Consider the following 19,053-nt stretch of genomic DNA (forward strand, 5'->3'; position numbering starts at 1 on the left):
GATTATTCTCACTCTATTCTTCGTTTACCAACACCAAATGACCGACCGCTGTATTCGACGCAGGCACGTGATAGAAGCGGTGCAATTGCGTCACTTTTTCGTTTAGCGCGCCGCGCATGACCAACCACATCACTAATTCCACGCCTTCGGACCCAGCTTCGTTTAAATACGTCAAATGCGGCATCTTGGTTAATTGTTCCGGTTCAGCCACAATGCTGTCCAAAAAAGCATTATCGAACGCTGAATTAATTAACCCCGCGCGTGGACCCTGTAGTTGGTGGCTCATGCCACCTGTACCCCAAATTTGTACGTTCAAGTCTTGATCGAATGATTCGACCGCGCGATTAATTGCCTTACCCAACTGATAACAGCGATTCCCTGAAGGCGCGGGGTACAACACCACGTTCACCGCCACCGGAATTATTCGACAAGGCCATTTGTCTGGCTCACCAAACATTAATGACAAGGGCACGGTTAGGCCATGATCGACGTCCATTTTATTAACAATGGTCAGATCAAAATCATCTTGGATCACCGATTGCGCTATATGCGACGCCAGCTCAGGATGCCCCTTAACTGTGGGTACTGGGCGCGCGCCCCAACCTTCATCCGCCGGTTGAAACTCTTCCGCGCAGCCAATCGCAAAGGTCGGAATAATGTTCATATCAAACGCAGTGGCATGATCATTAAACACCAGTATCACCACATCTGGCTTCTCTTGCTTAATCCACTGTTTGGAGAACTCGTAACCGGCAAATAGCGGCTTCCAGTAATCGTCTTGAGTCAGCTTATTGTCGATTGCAGCGCCAATAGCCGGCACATGCGAGGTAGTAACCCCAGCCGTTATTTTTGCCATTGCTGTATCTCCTCTGCGGTGAGCACATTACCTGCTGGAGAACGCCCGCCGTTGATCATCATGTTCTTGTAATCCTCAATATCCATGCCGGTCATGGTGGCCGCCGCATGCTGAAAACTTAATTCGTCGCTAGAGAATATTTTGGCCAAAAAGTAGATATTGCCGCCGAGGCTCATCATGTGGTTGTAGTCGCGATCTAACACAGCCTGTTTTTGCTCGGTGCTCATCGGCCATTCGTCGAGATACGCCGACTGATCTGCCTTAAAACGCGCGCGATTAGGCGCGGTCATAAGCGACATGCAAAACTGGTTTAGGTGATAACCTTTGGATGCCATCTCGGCATCAAAAATTATGGTGCCAGGAATGTGTTTATACACTTTGTTAGTTGCCATACTTAAATCGTCAACCTCATATTAATAGGGCAATCCCACATAGCTCTCAGCAAATGAACTCTGAGCCGCTTGGGAAGATTTCAGGTAGTCGAATTCGGCTTGACGCATCTTGTTAGTGAATACACCGTCTTCAGGAAAATAGTGCAGTAACTTGGTCAAACTCCAAGCAAAGCGTTCTGATTTCCAAACTCGCGACAGAGCTTGATCTGAGTAATTCTCAAGACCTTGTTTGTCGCCCTTTTGGTAATAAGCCAGCATGGCCTCATACAAATAATGCACATCTGAAGCCGCCAGATTTAAGCCCTTAGCCCCGGTCGGCGGCACAATATGCGCGGCGTCGCCAACTAAGAACAAATTCTGCCAACGCATCGGCTCGCACACAAAGCTGCGCAACGGCGCAATTGACTTTTCGATCGACGGGCCAGTCACTAAACGATCCGCTGCCTGCTTAGGAATTCGGCGCTTTAGTTCATCCCAAAAGCGCTCGTCTGACCAATCTTCGACTTTGTCGCCCGCGTCGACTTGCACATAATAACGACTCAACGTAGGCGAGCGCATTGAACACAAGGCAAATCCGCGCTCGTGATACGCGTAGATTAATTCGTCAGATACCGGTGGTGTTTCAGACAGAATTCCCAGCCAGCCAAACGGATAGACTGATTCATATTCCTCGCGCTGATGGTGTGGAATGGTTTGACGACTGACCCCATGGTAGCCATCACAACCAACCACAAAATCGCACTCCAACTGCTTATCCTGACCATCGACCTTATAACTAATGTGCGGTGACGTGGTATGCAAATCATGAATGGCAACGTCATCGACTGAATATTCGATGACGCCGTTCATCGCTTCGCGTGCCTTGTACAAATCACGCGTAACTTCAGTCTGTCCGTATACCGTCACGGTATCACCGCCGGTTAAGCGAGTGAAATTTATATTGCAGGCCTCACCATTAAACACAATGTCGATACCACTGTGAACGTCACCAACCATGTCCAAATTTTGACCGACCTTCGCTTTGCGCAATAAATCACAGGTGCCTGCTTCGAGTACACCAGCGCGAATTCGCGACAATACATATTCCTGGGTTTTACGCTCAAGCACCACCGACTCAATACCTTGCAAATGTAGCAGCTGCGACAATAATAGGCCGGATGGTCCACCGCCAATAATTCCAACTTGAGTCCGCATTACGTTGCCCGCCCGTGGTCGCTAAATGTTGCCAAACTTATTTCGAGCTACCACTGTAGTTAAAATTGCCTTGTCAGAGAATGGACAAAACAAATTAAACCTTGTACTTTTGTTTCAAAATTAAGTAAATATAAGCAATATAATACCTATTTCAGGTACTTTTAAAGCCCACTAGGCAATGCGCTGGATAGTAAACTCATGACACAAAGTAACATCCCCATCTTTTCCAACCTTTACGAGGAACTAGAGCCAACGCAATTGCCTGACTCGTTGCATTGTGAGCGCCTCGAGCAGCGCAGCGGGTTCCACGACTGGAAGATAAAGCCCCATCGGCATGACCAACTAGTGCAGCTATTCGTGGTGCTTGAGGGCGGCGGTGAGGCAATAATTGACGGTGAAGCAATAAAGTTCGTGGCACCGTTTGTCGCCTATGTGCCAAGCCTTACGGTTCACAGCTTTCACTATATCGAAGACAGTTCAGGCTTCGTGCTCAGCGTGTTCAAAGACGAAGTGCACAGTTCATTGCAAAGCGTTCCGAACCTTGTTTCGCTATTTAATCAATCGTTTAGCATTTCAGAAAACGACAACACGCGGCAGATCGCGAAAATATTAGATCTGATGACACGTTTCCATGATGAGTATCGCAGCAATAGGGCCTGCCGATTACTCGCGCTGCGCTCCTTGCTGGCATTGATTTTAGTAAATCTAAGCCGATGCGTGCCACAATTGAATGAGCAACCTTCTGAAACAGATTTTGACAACCAACAAAAAGTCGCCACGTTAATGGAGGTGATCGAAGCGAACTACACTGAACACCACAGCACTGAGTTCTACGCCAACGCAATGAACATCACACTGACAAAATTGCGCCGGATGACGCAGTCAATTCTAGGCATTTCAGCGCACCAGCTCATCAACAATAAAATCATTCTCGAAGCCAAACGTAATATTCTCTATACCTCGATGACCGCAAGTCAAATCGCCGACATGCTCGGCTTTAAAGATCCGGCATACTTTTCTAGATTTTTCAAAAAGCACACCGGTGAGTCACCGAGCGAATACCGTAAACGTGCCTCGATTAGTGAAAATCTCTAACATCACTCGTAAGTTAAAGCCCTTGTCACTTGGCTTACCCGGTTGAAGTTGCCCAAAAACGAATTTTCTAAACTGACTAAACCCCTTCGTGCTCAGCATTAAGATAAATTTAGTGTATTAGGTTTATTAAAGACTATAATTTTGATTTATAGTTTAACGATCAGAAACTCGAAGATGATTTCACACCGCGATGCGATTTAAGGGCTTAGATTTAAACTTGTTAGTTGCACTCGATGCACTTCTGGATGAAAAAAGTGTGACCAAAGCAGCGCAACGTGTGCATTTGAGTCAACCCGCGATGACGGCTGCCTTAGGACGCATACGGGACTATTTTGACGATCCAATCTTAAAGCTACATGGCAAGCGTATGGTTCCAACCTCGCACGCACTTAGAATTCAAAATGACCTGAAAAGAGTGTTAGGCAGTGTGGACTCCCTTATTTCAAAAACCGCACTTTTCGAGCCATCCACCTCTTCACGTAAATTCATAATTACCGCTTCAGACTATGTGTCTCATGTTGTATTTGTGCCGCTACTTAGAAGGTTAAAGTCGATAGCACCGCATATACAAGTCGAATTAATACCACCAGCAGACTCAACACATGAGCTGTTGTCGCAAGGAGTCATCGACTTTGTTTGCCTGCCATCGCAAATGCTCGCACCTGAGTTTCCTTCAGAGTATTTATTCCAAGAACGCTTCGTGGTTGTTGGTTGTAAAACTAACCCAGTGTTTAAAAACGATCTGTCGGAGGAACAGTTTTATGAATCTGGACACGTCGTTGTTAAATTGGGGCGCCTACGCCCTCAATCAGTGTCAGACCAAAGCCTCGAAGCCCGCAAAAAAATGCGTGACACTGATGTTTTAGTTAGCTCATTTCACCTGGCTCCAGAGATGGTTGTCAATACTGACCGAATAACCGTTATGCATGAGCGACTCGCAAAGATTTTCGCTGAACGCCTGCCGATAGCTATCACTGATGTGCCCTTTACATTTCCAATCTTTGAAGAATATGTCCAATATCACAACACGCGAGTCGATGACCCAGGCATCCGATGGATGATCGATCAAGTTAAAGACACAATCGGCAATCATGAACACGAGTAATCAGTGCGGGCTAAGCCATGAGGTTTAAAGGCCTAGATTTAAACCTACTCGTTGCCCTCGACGCCCTGTTAGATGAAAAGAGCGTGACCAAGGCCGCTCAACGACTGCATTTGAGCCAGCCGGCCATGACCGCGGCGCTAGGTCGCATACGAGATTACTTTGACGACCCTGTTTTAAAGTTACACGGCAAACGCATGGTGCCAACCTCGCACGCTCTTAGGATTCATAAAGACTTAAAAGCCGTACTCGGCGACATGGATTCGCTTATCTCAAAAACGGCATCATTTGACCCGACTCGATCTTCGCGAAAATTCACCATCACGGTATCCGACTACTTAGCTCAGATAATCTTTGTGCCGCTGCTTCGCAAACTACGATACAGCGCACCGAATATTAAAGTAGAACTATTAGCACCAGCAGATTCGACCAACGAACTCCTGAGCCAAGGACGCATCGACCTCAAGTTAGCGCCAAAGCAAATGCTCTCAGACAATCTGCCCTCCGAAGCCCTATTCGAAGAACGCTTCGTCGTGGTCGGCTGTAAAACCAACCCAGTATTTGAAAATGGCCTCTCCGAAAAAGTGTTTTATGACTCAGGCCATGTGATGGTAAAACTCGGTAGACGCCAACCGCTATCGGCTACAGATAACATGCTTGAAGCTCGAAGACGGCCGCGTGAGACCGATGTGCTCGTTGGCTCATTCCTGCTTGCGCCAGAAATGGTGGTCGGCACTGACCGATTAACTGTAATGCACGAACGGCTAGCTAACATTTTCGCCCAGCGCTTGCCCATTGCGATTACTGAAGTGCCGTTTACATTTCCCGTACTCGAAGAGTATGTCCAGTATCATGATACCCGCAATGACGATCGAGGAATTCGGTGGATGATTGAGCAGATCAAAAGCACAGTCATCATTTAGACGAATACATACACATAAAAACTATATATTTTCATGATTCCAAACTCTTCTTTATCATTAGCTCAAATACACTCGTCAGATTAACGACAATACTCTACGAATCATCTAAATGTTTTCGAATAAACAGACCGTCGGATTTAAATCGGAGTATCTAGCATGCCTGAGTTAACCTTACATTTTGCACCTGGCGCCTGCTCTCGTGTCACACTTATAGCGTTAGAGACCTTAGAGGTAGCCTTCAATACCGAGCTGGTTATTTTTATGCAAGGTGCACATAAGTCGCCGAAGTTTAAACAACTCAACCCTTCGTCGAAAATTCCAGTGCTTGTGGCTGACGGTATTCCCATTTCGCAAAACATCGCTATTTTGACCTGGCTCGACGCTTGCTACCCGAATGCACAACTCCTCCCCAAATCAAACACGCCCATGGAGCGAGCGCAACTATTGAGTCAACTCGCTCGGTTCCCATCAGACCTGCACCCCTTAGTCTCGAGAATACGGGTACCACATTTTTTCTGTGACCTACCCGGAGGCCCTGAGCGTGTGTTGTCGATGGCCACTCAAATCATGCGTGAGCAACTAGAGCCGATCGAACAGAAACTGGCTAGACAACCTTGGCTGGCAGGTCAACAATGGTCAGTTCTCGACGCATACTTGCATTGGGTATGGTTTCGTATAACCGGAGCGGGATTTGACGCCACTGATTTCCCCTATATCTCAGCACACTACTCGAAAACATTGGCAATGCCCGCGGTAAAACGCGCAATCGCCCGAGAGTACGAAGCCGAAACCTATTTAGAATCTAAGGGGCTAAATCCCACGTTTTTGAACCCTAAACAGCTTGATTAAAGCATTTAGCTTAACGCAAATATTATTTGCGGCATGGTGTTTCACTCAGCTCTAAATCTAATTCGAATTTCAAATAAAGCGAATACAATGACTTCATTAAAAACAGCCAATACTTTCCGAAAATATCACCGCCTACTTGGTTTCTTCTTAGCCGGCATTATGGCAATTTATGCCAGCAGCGGTGTATTAATGATTTTTCGAACCACCGATTTTTTGAAATATGAACAAACCTCCGAGCGGCACCTCGAATCCAACCTCGGCGGCAGTCAACTCGGCAAAATATTACGTTTAAAGGACTACAAAGTGCTAGAAGACACTGACACTCAAGTGGTCTTTTCACAGGGCAACTATGATAAAAATAGCGGCGTGGCAATGGTATCTGGGAAAGACTATCACCCGGTTTTGCAGAAGCTGGTAAAAATGCACAAGGCGACGGTAAATAGCCCTTTGTACTTTTTGAATATCTTTTTTGGTGCGTCTTTACTGTTTTTTGCAATATCGTCGTTTTTTATGTTCGTGCCACGTTTGTCGACCTATCGCACCGGCCTAAAGTTCGCCGCTGCAGGTATGGTTCTGGCCTTGATCGTGGTGTTGTTTTAGGAGCGCAACGCATACAGCTTTGAGAGTCACTCATGATTGTGCGTCTCACCAATAGCATTTCGTGCAATTGAAAATGAGGCGCAACAATGTTTTGAGCATCCAACGTCTTAATCACCAGAAGGGGCGCCGGTCTACTGCGTTTCTTGCTTAATCAAGCGAGCCAGTATGCGCCGTGAATGCACACCGCCAGCATCGATATTGAGCTTCATGAGCTTACGTTCAGGGTTTTCTAATAGATTCCGCTGCTGACTCTCGAGCATTTCAAGGTCTTCGGCAAATATTGCGCCCTGCCCGTCTCGAATCTGCGCGGTCAGGTCTGCATCGTCGGGTTTAAAATTGCGTGCCATCCCCCAGAAATACCAGATCGATGTGTCGGATTCCGGCGTAATAAAATCGACCACCGTACCACTCGCTTTGTATTTATCATCGGCATTAAAACCACCTTTGCCTGCAAGTGCCACGCCAACATCAATCATCACGTGGCTGGGCGGGCTAAAGCGGCATATTTGCCACCGATCTACCAACACATCATCGGCGAGATCATTGCTACGAAGAGCCATTTGCCAAAATGGCGGTGCGGAAATATTTTCCATATAACGGCTGGTCGTTACCGTGTCGCCATCGAACTCAGTCGTCACGGGCGCTTCGTCGATCTCTTTTTGACCAATGCTACTCGCGTGCACATAGGTTTCGTGGGTTAAGTCCATGAGATTGTCAATCATCAAGCGGTAATCGCAGTTGATGTGGTACAAACCACCGCCATAGGCCCATCCCTTCTGCTCGCCCCATTCAAGCGCAGGTATGGCCGCTGAATCAGCCAACGCCTGATCACCAGGCCAAACCCAGACAAAGCCATAGCGCTCGACCACCGCAAAACTCTGAACACACCGAAAGCGATCAACCGTTTGGCCAGGCATACTTGCGGTTTTACCATCAGCGCCCATTGCCAGACCATGATAACCACAAACTAACAAACCGTCCTCAATATAACCAAGCGACAGCGGCGCGCCACGATGTGGGCAAAAATCCTCTAGTGCCGTTATTTGGTTCTCAGCCGCACGATAGAACACCATTCGCTGACCACAGATCTTGCGGCTCAACGGCTGGTCAGAAACTTCATCTGGGGTACAAGCTACGTACCAACAGTTTTTCAGAAACATACTCTTCTCCTAAATATTCAGCAGTAGCATGGTGCCGAGCGTCGCATCTCTGGCTAATGCTCTCGAATCGATATTCAATTTATTTGGCTCACGTGTTTAGCAACTACATTAAGCTCGTGTTCTTAATTTCTCAATAATCCGCCGCGCATGCGTTGCGCCAGCATCAACATGAATACTGACCATCGGCTCGTTACCAAATTTGAGCATATTTTGGTACTGAGCCTCTATCACCACCTTATCTTCCTCAAAGGTCAACGCGGTTTGGTCCACTACCTTATTCAAAATAGCGTCCGAATCCGTCTGTGGATTGGTGGCGATGGTCCAGATATAGTGGGCGGAAGATTCGGTTTCTGGCGTCACGCCATGAAACCCGCGCATATGAAACCCGCCACGATTTGGATCGTCTAAGTGGCCTTCGCCAATATTTACGCCACCGGTCCAAATCCTCAGATGACTCGGCATAAACTCAATTTCTTGCCACCGGTCTATTTTGTCATTGAACGGATAAGCAGCAAGATACGTCGGGGGCGGTGTTGAATCGCGCATGTGACGCACAACAGTCACACAGTCTCCATCAACGGTCGTTTTCATGTCCGCCGTCATATGCGTATTGGGATCACCGCCGATAGTCAGTAGATGCACGTATCCTAAATGACTTAAATCCAATAGATTGTCGTGAATCAGCTGATATGGCGCGGCATAATAAAAGACACCACCGCCCCATACGTATTCACCACTCGTGTGTACCGGATAATCTGGTGCGGAATTCAGCGGCTCAGACTGCCCCTCGTCACCGAACCATATCCATACCAAACCATCTTTTTCCTCAATGCAATAACTGTTTACTTTTGCGCGTTTGGGAATGGTGTTTTGCCCAGGCACGTCGATGCACTGCCCGGTACCGTCATACAACATGCCATGATAACCACATCGAATAGCTTTTCCTTCCAAGGTGCCGTGCGACAATGGCAAGGCTCGATGGCAACAGCGATCGTCGAGTGCCCATACCGTACCGCTATCATCACGATATAACACTACCGCTTGATTCAGTAAGGTTCTTGCCAGCGGCTGATCAACTAGCTCTGTGCTTAGCGCCGCAACATACCACTGGTTTAATGCAAAGGTGTTCTTAGTTTCGGTGGTCATATCGTTCACGCCCGGAATGTGTAACTTAACGCTCATGATTTTTATCCTCGTAAATTTATTAATCAGCCGTGTTTAGCGCCACTAAACATAGGTAAATTGTGTCTACAGATGTGGGCGAGCAGCAACAAAACTCAATCCTCATTTGCTCCATAAACGCGCTCATAGTTGTGGCGTCCAAGCGGGCATTATGCTGCTGAGTGTGCGGCGTACCAGTGTAGTCAGGCTGAGGTCATCGCCAAACTGCAATGCCCTAGCTGCATCGGCATGCAACGGCGGATAACGACCAAAGCTGGCGTCGAGCTCAGCTTCAGGAGCGTAGCTAATTAGCTCCTTCGGTTGGCCGGTTTGCGTGGCAATTTCAGCAACCAGGTTGCCGATGGTGACATGCAATGCGGGTAAGGTGACTGCACGAACAGGCGGGGCGCACTCAAGTTCAAGCGGCAGCGCGTGTACAAAGTTACTCACTGCACTGTCAAGCGAACTTAACCAACAGGTGGCGTGTTGCGATACCGGCATGACAAACCGCTCGCCGTTAATCAAAGCGTGAAAAACATCACTCATAAATGCCGACTTCATACCGGATGGGCCTTTCGGCCGAGCCACCACACCCGATAGGCGTAGCGAAATAGCATCAAGGACGCCGCGACGAGTCAGCGTTGCAAGCCATTGTTCCATCATGGCCTTGTGGGCACCGTAGAGCATGCTGGGCGCTAGCGCAGTATTGTCATCAACGATGCTCGGTAAGTTTTTGCCTAGCGCGGCGATACTACTTGCAAACACAAATCGAGGGCTCGCCCCCCCGCTGGCGGCAATCTCGGCGAGCATCATCGTCGCCTCAACATTAACCTGCCATGCAGTATCAGGGTTCTGCTCGGCAGCGCCGCCTGGCATGGTGGCTAAGTGGACCACCGCATCACAGCCATCAACAAATGCCTCTTTAAGAATGCCAACATCGCGCAAATCTCCCGCAATCGCTATCACGTTAGGCAAACTTGGAATACCCTCAGCGGCATTGTCTATCGCAACAATACGATGCTCAGAATTAAGGTCAGCAAGACGAGAAACCAAAGCTCGGCCAACAAAACCTCCAGCGCCAGTAACAATGATGCGCATACCTATTTCAGCTCCAGCCTGTTTTTACTTGATAGGTAAACATCATGGCTGCACCTCATCGAGGGGCATACCATCATGTAAGTAGGGGCCTCGCGCTTCGGTTAATACAAATACAATCCGACAAACTTCCGTGTTACTAGTATTGCGCCAACGATGGATGGTACCCCGCTGCACGACCACCTCGCCAGCTCGGCATGTTTCGAACGCGGCATTATCGAGTTCGAGTTCAACTTGCCCCCAAACAACAATGCCATAATCGATGCTGTTGGTACGATGCATCGGCGAACTGCTGCCGGGCAACATATCTACCACGCGGACAACGGAGCCGCCTTGCAGTGTTAAACCCACATCTCGATCACGTCCATCTGTTTCGTCGTTCAAATCGACAGGCACCTCGCCGGTACTCCAGATTGTTGCGAATGCGGCATCACCAGAGGGGATAATCTCTGGTTGGAGTTGATCAATACTGCGAAATATTGCGCGACCATGTTCATCATGCCCGGTAACAATACGTCTAAACGGCGATATTTTTGTACTCATAGCTCACTCCAACTTATTCAACTTGCCAAACAAATCCGCTCGATTACGCGAACATTTAGGACTTGAGCACCTCGCTCAATTGCGACCAAGCGCTGGCACCAAATGAAGCCATCAATGCGATGTAGTCGGGCTTATGCCACTCACCAATCCCCACGTCATAAGCTGACGTATTTCGCACTCTCGTCAACCAGCGTTCTATCTGAGGATACTCAGACCACCAGGCGCTCAATTGCAGCTGCTCTAAACGTTCGATATACGGCAAGAACGACAAGTCGGCTAAACTCATTTGGTCTCCGACTAAGTAGTCATTAAAGGCTAAGACTTCGGCCATATCTTTAATCAGCTTGTCGTAAGCTAAGGCCGCCAAATATAGCCGCGGCGAGTCCATGCCGTTTAGCACAATATCTTGCATTACAGCTCTTCGTGCTGGATCGCTCATGCTGTTGAAAAAGCCCTGTAAGGCGTCGTCAGTGGGGTAGCGTTCTAGCATTTGATGGCGAAACGCGATACAAAAACTAATCACCGCGACCTGTTCATGCAAACCGGCGTCGAGACGCGTCAACCACACTCTAGTTTGCGCTCGGTGGATGGGTTCGGATGACAATAAAGGTAAGTCAGGAAACACCTCTTCGAGGTACTCAATAATTACATTTGATTCGGTCACGACTTGACCGTTATGAACCAATACCGGCACCAAACCTTTAGGACTGATTTTTTTGAAGTCTGGCGAAAACTGTTGTCCGGCGCGCAAGTTCAGGTTAGTCCCTTGCCAATCAAGTTTTTTGTAGGCCAAGACCAGGCGCACTTTTTGTGCGCAGACCGACATGTCATTGTGATAGAGCTCTAACATCTAATTCATCTTAAGCGGAACAATGCCGATCAAACACGCATCGCTAAATTGGTTGCGCTAGCGCGATCATCGACTCACGCATAATTGCAGAGTGCTCGGCTTTGTCGCCGCCTTCAATTTCAATCTTGCCAAGTCGTGCAGAATTTTCGACCACCATGCGACAACGTTCCCATCGTCGCTGTTCAAACGCATCCAGTGCCGCATTGAGTGAGTCGTGCCTAGCTAACTCCTCGGCCAACACAATTGCATCTTCAATTCCAATACAAGCTCCCGACGCTAAATGTGGAGACGTCGCGTGCACGGTATCGCCAATCAGGACCACGCGACCTTTATGCCACGGTAACGGCACTAACATCCCTTCTATTGGGCGCAGGATAACTTGCGATGATTCATCAATTTGATCACGCATCGCTTGCACCATAGGTGCGGGGAAGCGGCTTAATAAGTCTTTGAGTGTCGCTACCAACTGATCGCTCGGCACGTGCCTTTTTTCTTGCTTGTCCTCAGTTAGGAACAGGTAGACCTGCTCCTTCGACATGGGATTAATACCCGTTTTAAGATGATCAGAAACCCACATCATGGTGTTATTTGCTTCAGCGGGGCGCGGCAACACAGCTCGCCAAACACCTTGTCCGCTGTACGTTGGCTTGCTCGCTTCAGGAAAAATCAACTCGCGTGTTGTCGAATAAATGCCATCCGCTGCAATGACCAAATCGAAACGATCACTGGAGCCATCGGCAAATGCGACGGTAACGCCATCCGCATCTTCGTCGATTGATGTATAGCTGTAGCCAAGGCGGACGTGGGCGCCGGCTTCCACCACTTTCTTAGATAGAATGCGTGCCAAGGTTGGGCGCATAATGGCGCCGCCAGTTGGCACATTTGAACCTGCCAATGGTGGGTTGGGAATCTTAAGCAGCAACTGACCGGTGGGCGCATGAATTTCCAATGCTTCTTGGGTACTACCCTGCTCCAAGAATTCATCCAGAATGCCTAGAGTCTCAAAAGCGCGTAAAGTGGCACCACCGATACTAATGCCTGCGCCGTCGGCTTGCCAGTCTGGATCCAGTTCGACGATATGCGTTTCAATATTCTGTTTACGCAGCTGAAGCGCGGCGGACATACCGGAAAAACCGCCTCCGATAATAAGGACTTTACTCACTAAATTACTCAAGGACCTTCTCCTATTGATGGATTGAAGCCAAGATAAAACCGTCTTCAGCGATTTTTATTGGCACCGGTGTAAGTGACTGCCCCACACAAGGGCCCGACACACAGACGCCGGTATTAATTTGAAACTCAGCGCCATGTGCCGCACAAATAATTTTGTCTGCCGCTGAATTTAAGTACGCATTTTTCCGCCAAGGCAACGACGTGCTGCCGTAGTGCGGGCAGAGGTCTCGGTAAGCCACGGGTCCGTGTATTGTGTCAACCACAAACACCGTGTCGCGCCCTTCGTTAAATGGGTCGAAGCCTAAGGCTCCGTTGCGCGGCAGCTCGCTCAAGTTACACAGGCTCACGGTGTTAGTCATGACTGAGCAATGTTTGCGTTGCCGATATCATTACGACTTTGGTTTACCCGCTGGAGGCTCTTTGTCCGCTGGAGGCTCTTTGTCCGCTGGAGGCCCTTTACCCGCTGGAGGCCCTTTACCCGCTGGAGGCCCTTTACCCGCTGGAGGCCCTTTACCTGGCGGTGGTCCCATCGGCGCCCATTTCTCTCGATGCTCTAATAAGAACGCTTGAGAATTATCGGCACCCGGAGGTGCATCGCGTGCAACCCAGTTGGCATCATGTAAATCCATATCCGCGTCGTACTCCATATTGCAGCCAAATGGACTTTTAAAATACCAGAACCAATTTGAACCGAACAAGTGACGGCCAGGCCCCCAAAAACTTTGATAACCTTTATTCACCATGTTAGTACCCGCTTGCATCACTTCAGTTGGGCCACCCATATGAAAAGTAAAGTGTTCTAGGCCCTGCATATGCGGCGGTGTCTGAATAAAAAATAACGTGTGGTGGTCGTCGGTACCAGCGGGTCGCATAAACGGACCAACCCCGATAAAACGATCAGTGGTAACAAAGCCTAAACGATCACGGTAAAAGGCTTCTGCTTTGGCAAAATCCGGCACAAAATAAACCACATGTGACAGACTGCGAGGCATTGGCGATGCCTCTTTCTGCACACCAACATTATTGATGCCGCGCTGCGCAGGCGAACCCGGCGCATTAATCACTTCCGATGGCAGCGACAAAAGAGTACGTACGGATACCTGAAACCCGAGCGTAAACCCAAGATCATCAACAGCTTCTAAGGAGCCATCATCTAAATGCTTTACTGTTCGGTCTTTACATAGCTCGACATCAATCGCGTCGAGAGTCTTTTGATCGGCAACCCCATAAACGGTTTTACGCAATGACGCGCTGGTTTCCAACTCTGTCGGCAGCGACGGATCGTCTTTCGAAAGAATTTGCAATCCGGTACCATCCAAAGCTTCGAAGCGGCCCCCGCCTTTTGCGATTAGGCCATAGTCGGTCACGTATTGCGTGCAAGCGGCAACGTCATCAACGCCAAACACCAGTAAATCAGGTCCAATAATATTCATATTTTGTTCTCCGGTTAAACCGCTGTTTTGCCGCCCAAAGTCTCAGCTACCCAGTCAACAATGTAGTGACCGGCATTAATACTGTTATCAAAGCTGGAGTGTTGAACCCCGCCCTCACGGTCAGTAAAAATTTTCAATTCGCGCTTCGGGCTATTAACCAACTGCTCGTAGGTGCGCTCTGCCCACTTCAAAGGAATTTGGCTATCTTTTTCACCATGGGTCACTAAGAATGGCACCTTAATATTTTCAAGCACGCCATCCAGATGTACCTTTTCGGCAATCTCCATAAACTCATCCATGTCTTTCGCGCCCCACACCCAACGTACATGCTCCCAGTAATGTGGCACGGGAAAATCACCTTCATTTTCCAAGCGTCGCTTCTGCACATCGCGCCAGTCGTGATTAGCTCCCCAACACACACCGCAGGCTAAACGCGGCTCGAAAGCCACTGCTCTTGGGCAAAAATACCCCCCGAGTGAAACACCTTCCATACCGATGCGCTTTGAGTCGACATCGTCACGCGCTTCTAACCAGTCCACAATAGGGCTGGCCCAATGTTCAGAATCGTACCGAGCGTGCAAGTCTTGCAAGCGCAGCGCTTCACCAGTTCCGGGTTGATCAACAATTAGCGACGACACGCCACGTTTTGCCAACCAAACAGGTAAGCCGACTCGATACTTCATTTCTTTGGTCGAATCCAGACCGTTAACTTGAATCAGCAACGGCGCAGGGCCATCGACATTGTCGGCCTGCACCAACAAGCCGGAGATGTGCTTGCCTTCATAGGGAATTTCAACTCGTTGACAATTTTCGCCAGACAGCTTGGTACCCTTTTCAAACAGCGCTAACATGCGCTGGTACAACGCTAAACGACCAGGCGCGTTGTGTGCCTGCAGACGCTCGCAGGTGATCAAGTAGGTGGCAGCTCGATTATATTTTTCGCCAGCGGAAAACATTCTTCCCTTAGATTCGTCCTCTTCGGCTAGCTCACATAATTGGTCAGCCATTTTTTCCCACACGGCGCGAAAGGCTTTTGCACCTTCAGCATCTCGTTTGGTAGAGGCCTCTTGTAAAGGTGCACACATCACTTCGATTTCGCCAATGCGTGCACCCATTTCTATCGCCAGATCGACCGATAAATTCCATGGATAATTAGTTGGAAAGTATTTAAACATTTGAACTCCTTAAGCTCGTATCAACACACAAAACGCAGTGTTGCTTACAAAATTATTCATCTAAAATAGCAACAGCGCGTACAAAGCCAGCCGATGCATGTTTGATTTTGTATGGGAAACAAGAGACTAAAAACCCAGTAGCAGGCAAGCACTCTAAATTGGAAAGTTTCTCCATTTGGCCATAACCAATGTCACGACCTGCTTTGTGACCTTCCCAAATAATCGCTGGGTCACCACTTTCTTTAAAACGTTCACGCGTAAAACTAAATGGTGCATCCCAGCTCCAAGCATCGGTACCAACAACACGCACGCCCTGCTCCAACATATACAGGGTCCCTTCACGTCCTATACCCACACCGGCGTCTAAATATCCTGGTTCACCGTATACAGATCCTGCGCGCGTATTCACCAATACGATGTCAAGCGGCTGTAACTCGTGGTCGATTCTAGCCAACTCTGCTCGAATCTCATCAGCGGTCACCACATGGCCGTCGGGCAGATCGCGAAAATCGAGCTTGACTCCCGGTTGCAAACACCACTCCAACGGTAATTCATCAATACCATATGCAGGGCTTCCACCATCAGTGGTAGAAGCGTAATGCCAAGGCGCATCCATATGAGTTCCACTATGCGTAGTAATATGCAGTGTTTCAGCAGCCCATGCCTCATCGCCAGGCATGTCTTCTTTCTTTAAGCCAGGAAACATTGCACCCATCTCTGGCCATCCTGATTGATGATCCATGTAATCAATCTTGGGCAGCAAAGGTGGCGGGTCGGTATACAAACTGTTCTCTAACGTAACCGATAAATCTACTAATTTTCGTTTATTTAAACTCATACATACCTTATTTAAAGTGGCTCCGGTTCAATTGGGCCGACGTTATTTGATGCTAGCGTTTACAACTTTTTGATCAATTGAACCAAACAGTTCAGCGTCATCTGGTAGTAATGCTTGCATACGAATAGAGTCACCAAACTTCATAAACTCAGTTTTCGGCGCACCATGCTCAATCATTTCAATGGCACGACGCTCAGATATACAGGCTGATCCGGCAGCGCGATCCGCATTAGAAACTGTTCCAGAACCAATCAAAGTGCCGGCACTCAACTTGCGGGTTAACGCCGCGTGAGCAATCAATTCGTCAAAGCCAAAATTCATTTCACCGCCGTGTGGATGACCAAACCACTTACCATTCCACTCCACCTTTAATGGCAAATTGATTCGTGCATTGCTCCAAGCGGCACCTAATTCATCCGGCGTAACCGCAACTGGCGCAAAACTAGTGGTGGCCTTGGATTGAACAAAACCAAACCCAGTTTTCATTTCTCGCGGTGCTAGTGCACGCAAACTAATGTCATTGAGTTGCAGAATCAGCTTCACATGCTCCATCGCCTGCGCGGTCGAACACCCCATCGAGACTTCGTCGACCAACACGGCGAACTCGCCTTCAAAATCAATTCCATGCGCTTCGCTCGGCAATCGAATATCATCGCGAGATCCCAGAAAATCATCACCGGCACCTTGATACATCAATGGAATGGTGTCGGCGTCGGCTATCGGATCTAAATGAAAGGCCTTTTGCATTAGCTCGCCGTGATTGAGAAAACAGGAGCCATCTAGCCATTGCCAAGCTCGTGGCAATGGAGCCATGGCCTGCGATACATCGAAGTCAAATGCATCCTCTAACTGATTCTTATTCAGCGCCACGTAGCGTTGCTGAAGTTCCCCCACAACGTTGTCCCATCGCTCAATCGCGACTTGCATCGTCGGCGCACAGTCTCCAGCATGCACTGCGCGGCTCAAGTCTGTCGAAACAATGACTAATCGACCATCGCGACTCCCGTCATGTAAAGTTGCTAGTTTCATTATTTTTTCTATTTTTTATACTGATTAATTTAATGGTGAAGTATCGGGTCACCATGCACTCACTATAGATTCAGTCGAGCACCGTTCTTAGAAGCGATCTAAGTCTTTAGCCATCACAACCTCACCAGAAAACTTTGATTTGACACGCTCAGTGTAGGCGGCAACTTTGGCAGGATCATCTTCACCAGGCGCCATATGTGTCACGACAACTTGCTTAACACCGGCTTGGTCAGCCATATCGCCGACCTGCTCAGGCGTTATGTGGTGGTGGCGCAGATGTTTCTCGATATTCTTGAGGGCTACTGCTGGCATATTCGGGCTAGTACGCTTTATTTCGGCGATGATGTAGTCAATATCCATCATTTCACTGACGAACAAGTCTGCATCTTTTGCCAGTTCGACCACCGCAGTTGATGGACCAGTGTCACCGGTGTAAACGATGGTTCTATTTGGCAACTCGAATTTGAACGAGAGCGCCTGAAATTTTTCCCATTCCTTACTGCCTTGCGGCCAACTGTAATGACTATTGCGAACCGCAGTTACGGTAAAGTCTTCCAATTTCAATACAGTGCCATCTGCAATTTCTATGACTTCAACATTATTGTCCACCGGCATCGACTTCTGACCTGGCACGCCGTAATGCCCCTGTGCAGCGTAGTCCATATAGCTAAAGATACCGGCGACCGTCTGTTTAATTCCTGGCGGGCCGTAAATCGCTAATTTGCCAGGGACATTCGCTTGCCAACGCAGCGCAATAATTGCTGCAAGGCCCGCCGTATGATCAAAATGTAGATGACTGATAAACACCGCACGAACATCTCGTAGCGAGTGCCCGGCGGTAACCAGCTGACCTGCTGCGCCGTCGCCGGCATCCACAATATACGCACTACTGCCAACCAGCAACGCGTTGGCAGGCTGAGAGTGGGTAGGGTTAGGAATCGGGCCGCCCATAGTGCCAAGGGTAATCCATTGATTACTAACCGAAGAATTCTCAGCAGCGCTCGCCGCGTGCATGAGCATGGCAGTCATAACCGTACTAATAAATCGAAACATTTTCATGGCATACCCTCTTTGGCAATTGGACTGACAGATCAGAATTTAAATAGACGGTGCTAAATTCAAATTACCCAGCCTATAACTGGACGATCACGAACTTCACCCTGCCCCACATCAACTACTCAAACCAGCAGGATGCAACAGCTCTTCAACGTCTTAACTTATCTTCATATAGATGTTAGCGGCTGATGATCAATAAATTAAATTGTTTATATTTATGACTTATCATCCATAGAACGAATAGCCTATAAGCTCGCAAAAATCGGCTATTTATCTTCACTTAGGCCTAGGATGACAAAAGCGGTAACGCGAAGGACAGGTAGGAGAAACTAGCCGAAGAGAAATTAGTTAAGAGAAAATAAGCGGAACGCTTAGCGCGAAGCTTGTGAGATGCGAGAACGCTGTCGGCTTGATACTTACTTGATACTTAGACAACACCCTAACAGCAGCAAACCTCAGATGCTCGGCAGCCAGACGCTACCGCAGACCTGCGACAGGATGCCGCCGGCCTTTCCTCAACTGATTGACA

Annotated in this window: 20 protein-coding genes; 5 read left to right on the forward strand and 15 right to left on the reverse strand. The window is 48.4% G+C overall.

The genetic code is table 11. From position 1 onward, the window contains the following. Nucleotides 1-13: 13 nt before the first annotated feature. From DFR28_RS18500 to pobA, 3 genes are read right to left on the reverse strand one after another with little or no spacing between them, the layout of a single operon-like run. Complete coding sequence (locus DFR28_RS18500) at nucleotides 14-856, reverse strand: class III extradiol dioxygenase subunit beta (protein WP_113955885.1); 843 nt, start codon at nucleotides 854-856, stop codon at nucleotides 14-16. Next, nucleotides 844-1,248, reverse strand: coding sequence for a protocatechuate 4,5-dioxygenase subunit alpha (gene ligA, locus DFR28_RS18505; RefSeq protein ID WP_113955886.1), 405 nt, complete (start codon nucleotides 1,246-1,248; stop codon nucleotides 844-846). The genes DFR28_RS18500 and ligA overlap by 13 nt, the downstream gene beginning before the upstream one ends. Nucleotides 1,249-1,269: 21 nt before the next feature. Beyond that, on the reverse strand, nucleotides 1,270-2,442 hold the full coding sequence (pobA, locus tag DFR28_RS18510) for a 4-hydroxybenzoate 3-monooxygenase (RefSeq protein WP_113955887.1): 1,173 nt from the start codon (nucleotides 2,440-2,442) through the stop codon (nucleotides 1,270-1,272). Between the two features lie 198 nt (nucleotides 2,443-2,640). On the opposite strand from pobA, the gene DFR28_RS18515 reads away from it, so the two are divergent. The 5 genes from DFR28_RS18515 (at nucleotide 2,641) to DFR28_RS18535 (ending at nucleotide 7,011) form a co-directional block, all read left to right on the forward strand. Further along, nucleotides 2,641-3,537, forward strand: coding sequence for a helix-turn-helix domain-containing protein (locus DFR28_RS18515; RefSeq protein ID WP_113955888.1), 897 nt, complete (start codon nucleotides 2,641-2,643; stop codon nucleotides 3,535-3,537). Nucleotides 3,538-3,727: 190 nt separating this feature from the next. Further along, a complete protein-coding gene (locus DFR28_RS18520; protein WP_113955889.1) occupies nucleotides 3,728-4,642 on the forward strand; it encodes a LysR family transcriptional regulator in 915 nt (304 codons plus the stop codon). 17 nt (nucleotides 4,643-4,659) lie between these two features. After that, nucleotides 4,660-5,562 (forward strand): LysR family transcriptional regulator, encoded by a 903-nt coding sequence (locus DFR28_RS18525; protein ID WP_113955890.1) that lies wholly within the window; start codon nucleotides 4,660-4,662, stop codon nucleotides 5,560-5,562. A gap of 156 nt (nucleotides 5,563-5,718) precedes the next feature. Continuing rightward, a complete protein-coding gene (locus DFR28_RS18530) occupies nucleotides 5,719-6,411 on the forward strand; it encodes a glutathione S-transferase family protein (protein WP_113955891.1) in 693 nt (230 codons plus the stop codon). Between the two features lie 87 nt (nucleotides 6,412-6,498). After that, nucleotides 6,499-7,011, forward strand: a complete 513-nt coding sequence (locus DFR28_RS18535) for a hypothetical protein (RefSeq protein WP_113955920.1) — start codon at nucleotides 6,499-6,501, stop codon at nucleotides 7,009-7,011. A gap of 131 nt (nucleotides 7,012-7,142) precedes the next feature. On the opposite strand, the gene DFR28_RS18540 is transcribed toward DFR28_RS18535, so the two are convergent. The 12 genes from DFR28_RS18540 to DFR28_RS18595 form a co-directional block, all read right to left on the reverse strand. Continuing rightward, the gene (locus DFR28_RS18540; protein ID WP_113955892.1) at nucleotides 7,143-8,171 is read right to left on the reverse strand and encodes an aromatic ring-hydroxylating dioxygenase subunit alpha; all 1,029 of its coding nucleotides are present in this window, start codon (nucleotides 8,169-8,171) and stop codon (nucleotides 7,143-7,145) included. Between the two features lie 108 nt (nucleotides 8,172-8,279). After that, nucleotides 8,280-9,353, reverse strand: coding sequence for an aromatic ring-hydroxylating oxygenase subunit alpha (locus DFR28_RS18545; RefSeq protein WP_211317059.1), 1,074 nt, complete (start codon nucleotides 9,351-9,353; stop codon nucleotides 8,280-8,282). A 123-nt stretch (nucleotides 9,354-9,476) separates the two neighbouring features. Beyond that, nucleotides 9,477-10,430 carry an NAD-dependent epimerase/dehydratase family protein gene (locus DFR28_RS18550; protein ID WP_113955893.1) on the reverse strand — a complete coding sequence of 318 codons (954 nt, stop codon included), beginning with the start codon at nucleotides 10,428-10,430 and terminating at the stop codon, nucleotides 9,477-9,479. Nucleotides 10,431-10,472: 42 nt separating this feature from the next. Continuing rightward, nucleotides 10,473-10,970 (reverse strand): cupin domain-containing protein, encoded by a 498-nt coding sequence (locus DFR28_RS18555; RefSeq protein ID WP_113955894.1) that lies wholly within the window; start codon nucleotides 10,968-10,970, stop codon nucleotides 10,473-10,475. A gap of 55 nt (nucleotides 10,971-11,025) precedes the next feature. Next, nucleotides 11,026-11,820 (reverse strand): glutathione S-transferase family protein, encoded by a 795-nt coding sequence (locus DFR28_RS18560; RefSeq protein ID WP_113955895.1) that lies wholly within the window; start codon nucleotides 11,818-11,820, stop codon nucleotides 11,026-11,028. A gap of 43 nt (nucleotides 11,821-11,863) precedes the next feature. Continuing rightward, the gene (locus DFR28_RS18565; RefSeq protein ID WP_113955896.1) at nucleotides 11,864-12,994 is read right to left on the reverse strand and encodes an FAD-dependent oxidoreductase; all 1,131 of its coding nucleotides are present in this window, start codon (nucleotides 12,992-12,994) and stop codon (nucleotides 11,864-11,866) included. Between the two features lie 10 nt (nucleotides 12,995-13,004). Then, on the reverse strand, nucleotides 13,005-13,352 hold the full coding sequence (locus tag DFR28_RS18570) for a Rieske (2Fe-2S) protein (protein WP_113955897.1): 348 nt from the start codon (nucleotides 13,350-13,352) through the stop codon (nucleotides 13,005-13,007). A gap of 30 nt (nucleotides 13,353-13,382) precedes the next feature. Beyond that, a complete protein-coding gene (locus DFR28_RS18575; protein WP_113955898.1) occupies nucleotides 13,383-14,426 on the reverse strand; it encodes a VOC family protein in 1,044 nt (347 codons plus the stop codon). Nucleotides 14,427-14,440: 14 nt separating this feature from the next. Then, nucleotides 14,441-15,601, reverse strand: coding sequence for an alpha/beta hydrolase family protein (locus tag DFR28_RS18580; protein ID WP_113955899.1), 1,161 nt, complete (start codon nucleotides 15,599-15,601; stop codon nucleotides 14,441-14,443). A 52-nt stretch (nucleotides 15,602-15,653) separates the two neighbouring features. Then, nucleotides 15,654-16,439, reverse strand: a complete 786-nt coding sequence (locus DFR28_RS18585) for a cyclase family protein (RefSeq protein ID WP_113955900.1) — start codon at nucleotides 16,437-16,439, stop codon at nucleotides 15,654-15,656. A 42-nt stretch (nucleotides 16,440-16,481) separates the two neighbouring features. Next, complete coding sequence (locus DFR28_RS18590) at nucleotides 16,482-17,468, reverse strand: fumarylacetoacetate hydrolase family protein (RefSeq protein ID WP_113955901.1); 987 nt, start codon at nucleotides 17,466-17,468, stop codon at nucleotides 16,482-16,484. Nucleotides 17,469-17,555: 87 nt separating this feature from the next. Next, nucleotides 17,556-18,527: an MBL fold metallo-hydrolase gene (locus DFR28_RS18595; RefSeq protein ID WP_113955902.1), complete on the reverse strand. Its 972-nt coding sequence runs from the start codon at nucleotides 18,525-18,527 to the stop codon at nucleotides 17,556-17,558. Nucleotides 18,528-19,053: the final 526 nt, after the last annotated feature.

Origin of the sequence: Arenicella xantha (assembly GCF_003315245.1) — a bacterium.
Taxonomy (GTDB): Bacteria; Pseudomonadota; Gammaproteobacteria; order Arenicellales; family Arenicellaceae; genus Arenicella; species Arenicella xantha.

Excerpts from the sequence above, each read along its gene's own strand:
- DFR28_RS18545 (WP_211317059.1), bottom strand. The coding sequence starts at position 9,353 with ATGAGCGTTAAGTTACACATTCCGGGCGTGAACGATATGACCACCGAA.
- DFR28_RS18595 (WP_113955902.1), bottom strand. The coding sequence starts at position 18,527 with ATGAAAATGTTTCGATTTATTAGTACGGTTATGACTGCCATGCTCATG.
- DFR28_RS18520 (WP_113955889.1), top strand. The coding sequence starts at position 3,728 with ATGCGATTTAAGGGCTTAGATTTAAACTTGTTAGTTGCACTCGATGCA.
- DFR28_RS18575 (WP_113955898.1), bottom strand. The coding sequence starts at position 14,426 with ATGAATATTATTGGACCTGATTTACTGGTGTTTGGCGTTGATGACGTT.
- DFR28_RS18570 (WP_113955897.1), bottom strand. The coding sequence starts at position 13,352 with ATGACTAACACCGTGAGCCTGTGTAACTTGAGCGAGCTGCCGCGCAAC.
- DFR28_RS18590 (WP_113955901.1), bottom strand. The coding sequence starts at position 17,468 with ATGAAACTAGCAACTTTACATGACGGGAGTCGCGATGGTCGATTAGTC.
- DFR28_RS18580 (WP_113955899.1), bottom strand. The coding sequence starts at position 15,601 with ATGTTTAAATACTTTCCAACTAATTATCCATGGAATTTATCGGTCGAT.
- DFR28_RS18560 (WP_113955895.1), bottom strand. The coding sequence starts at position 11,820 with ATGTTAGAGCTCTATCACAATGACATGTCGGTCTGCGCACAAAAAGTG.
- pobA (WP_113955887.1), bottom strand. The coding sequence starts at position 2,442 with ATGCGGACTCAAGTTGGAATTATTGGCGGTGGACCATCCGGCCTATTA.
- DFR28_RS18550 (WP_113955893.1), bottom strand. The coding sequence starts at position 10,430 with ATGCGCATCATTGTTACTGGCGCTGGAGGTTTTGTTGGCCGAGCTTTG.
- DFR28_RS18535 (WP_113955920.1), top strand. The coding sequence starts at position 6,499 with ATGACTTCATTAAAAACAGCCAATACTTTCCGAAAATATCACCGCCTA.
- DFR28_RS18515 (WP_113955888.1), top strand. The coding sequence starts at position 2,641 with ATGACACAAAGTAACATCCCCATCTTTTCCAACCTTTACGAGGAACTA.
- DFR28_RS18585 (WP_113955900.1), bottom strand. The coding sequence starts at position 16,439 with ATGAGTTTAAATAAACGAAAATTAGTAGATTTATCGGTTACGTTAGAG.
- DFR28_RS18530 (WP_113955891.1), top strand. The coding sequence starts at position 5,719 with ATGCCTGAGTTAACCTTACATTTTGCACCTGGCGCCTGCTCTCGTGTC.
- DFR28_RS18525 (WP_113955890.1), top strand. The coding sequence starts at position 4,660 with ATGAGGTTTAAAGGCCTAGATTTAAACCTACTCGTTGCCCTCGACGCC.
- ligA (WP_113955886.1), bottom strand. The coding sequence starts at position 1,248 with ATGGCAACTAACAAAGTGTATAAACACATTCCTGGCACCATAATTTTT.
- DFR28_RS18500 (WP_113955885.1), bottom strand. The coding sequence starts at position 856 with ATGGCAAAAATAACGGCTGGGGTTACTACCTCGCATGTGCCGGCTATT.
- DFR28_RS18555 (WP_113955894.1), bottom strand. The coding sequence starts at position 10,970 with ATGAGTACAAAAATATCGCCGTTTAGACGTATTGTTACCGGGCATGAT.
- DFR28_RS18540 (WP_113955892.1), bottom strand. The coding sequence starts at position 8,171 with ATGTTTCTGAAAAACTGTTGGTACGTAGCTTGTACCCCAGATGAAGTT.